This window comes from Mycobacterium sp. TH-M11 (assembly GCF_057473725.1).
This window is the reverse complement of record NZ_JBYCLD010000232.1, coordinates 1-2,106: the sequence shown is the minus strand read 5'-3', so window position 1 is coordinate 2,106 and position 2,106 is coordinate 1. Positions and strand designations below refer to the sequence as shown.

The following is a 2,106-nucleotide window of genomic DNA, read 5'->3' as shown; positions in this document are numbered from 1 at the left end:
TATCGAAAAAATTCGCATTGATCGCGATCGTCGGCTTACCCAGCGCCTGCCAGGCCTGGCCTGCCGTATAGGTTTCCGAGGCCTGCATCAGGCCGTCACCGGTGCGCGCATGCGGGTTGCGCTCACAGCGCGACTGGTAGCCCTGATGGCTGTCCACCAGCAGATGCGGCTCGAGCCGTTGCGATGCGGACTTGATGATCATCAGGTGGCCGCCGCCGCCGCCGTCATACCAGTTGCCGGCGGCGTTGAGCATCGGCGCAGGATGACCGCCCCCAAAGTTGTAGACCAGGTAGGAACCCCGGGTATTGGCGATCGCACTGGCCAGCAGTTCCCGCGCTTCGGCGCGGGCGACCGGCTGGCCGGTGCTGGTCGCCAGCGTCAGGCACAGCGCGCCGCTGGCGCAGCAGGCTGCCAGCCGCCGGAAGGCGACAGCGAGATTCGGCACGGTTGCCCCTTCGGCGGGAACGTCGTTACTGAGGTATTACACAGCAACAGGCGTAACAGCGAAGTGACAGATCAGCGGCAGTCCAATGACGTTCGGCTACCGACCGTTACCGCTCCGGGTGGGCAACCTCCACGGGGGGGCTGCGCTTCGCCCGCGCCGGTCGTAAAGTTGGGTGGCGACGACACCGATCAGCACACCAACCAGCAGCCAGCCTGCCGACCACTCCAGCGCGCGCGACAGCCCGGCGTCAGCTCGGCCTCGGAGATACAGTATCGACCTTGCGCCGACGAATACTTGATGCAGCGGCTCGAATTTCGCCAGCCATTCGAACCAGGCCGGGGTGGCTTCCAACGGCACGGCGGCGCCCGCCGCCGGGATGCCGAGGATGACGAACACGAACAATCCGATCCCGGCCCCGATCGCGCCCATGGCCGCAATCAGCGCTGTCGAGGTCACTCCGACCGCCAGGATCGCGAACGCGCCGAATAGCCATAGTTGCGTGCTGTTTTGGATCGGCATACCCAAATTGAGGCCAATCGCCAGGTAGGCGGCCGAGGCCAGTAGTGCGACCACAGCGAGCATCGCCCACTTGATCAACAGGCTGCGGAAGAGCGAAACATCGCCGGTCAGCGGATAGCTCGGGCGGAAGTCGGTGGGCGCGACGCCAAGCATCGAATTCACCAGCCTGCTGATGACGATGCTCCCGATGAAACCGGCCAGCAGCAGCAGCAGTGAATAGTAGAAGGCCGACAACCCGTTTCCGGTGCCGTTCGGCAGCGCGTTGTGCACCGTCGACTTGATTTCGACGGGATTGGCCAACATCAGTGCCACGGCACCGGGCTCAGGCCTTTTGCCGGTCTGTTGGGCGACCTCTTGCGAAAGGCGTTGTCCAACCCTTTGATCGATCAGGGCGAGCTCACGCTGCAGGGTTTGGCCCGCGATACTTGCGCCGAGGGTCCCCGCTCGCGGATTCGTCGAGACGACGATGACGGCCCGCTCTACCCGCCCCGGTGTGAGCGCGCTTTTCGCGTAGGCCTGAAGCTTGGACGAGAAGTTGGGCGGTATGACCGCGACACCGTAGATCTGTACGGTGTCCAGCTGCTTCTTGGCTTGATCAGGGTCGAGCACCCGGACGTCGTAGGCGTCGCGGTCGAAACTGGCCAGTATGCCCTTGACGACCTGCGCGCCGGTCGGCCCGGCGTCCTCGTTGATGATCGCGACCGGAAAGTGGCGCAAGTTGGTCATCGGCTGAAGGATCCCGCCGAGATAGAAGGCGCACAGCGCCGACAGCAACACCAGGGTGCCGAGTATCGGGAAAGCCCAAAAACGCACGGTCCGAGTAGATCTCGAGCGCGTCAGGTGATCGTCATCGTCGTAGGCGAGATCAGGTGATGCGTGACGGGCTTGCGGTTCAGACACATCGCCTCCTGTTGGTTCGCGCTCACCTTAGTTGCCGGGGGCTGCGTGCACCCCCCAGACGGGCAATTCTGCTGGCGTTCGCGGTCAGCCGGACGGCGCTGGTAGCGGCAGTTCGCTACGTCCGATGCTCGGTCTACGCTGCCCTTGATGACAATCACACGTGCCGAACACTTCTTCGACGGTGTCGACGGCGTGCGCATCGTCTACGACGTCTGGACCCCGGACACCACGCCGCGGGGATT

At 64.2% G+C, this 2,106-nt stretch carries 1 protein-coding gene and 2 pseudogenes; 1 reads left to right on the top strand and 2 read right to left on the bottom strand.

From position 1 onward, the window contains the following. Both AC2VOG_RS09840 and AC2VOG_RS09835 read right to left on the bottom strand, forming a co-directional pair. Positions 1-445: pseudogene (locus tag AC2VOG_RS09840) on the bottom strand (phosphodiester glycosidase family protein); the annotation flags it as partial. Between the two features lie 96 nt (positions 446-541). Further along, complete coding sequence (locus AC2VOG_RS09835) at positions 542-1,864, bottom strand: YhgE/Pip domain-containing protein (RefSeq protein ID WP_486939716.1); 1,323 nt, start codon at positions 1,862-1,864, stop codon at positions 542-544. A gap of 147 nt (positions 1,865-2,011) precedes the next feature. On the opposite strand from AC2VOG_RS09835, the pseudogene AC2VOG_RS09830 reads away from it, so the two are divergent. Beyond that, a pseudogene (locus AC2VOG_RS09830) lies at positions 2,012-2,106 on the top strand (lysophospholipase); the annotation flags it as partial.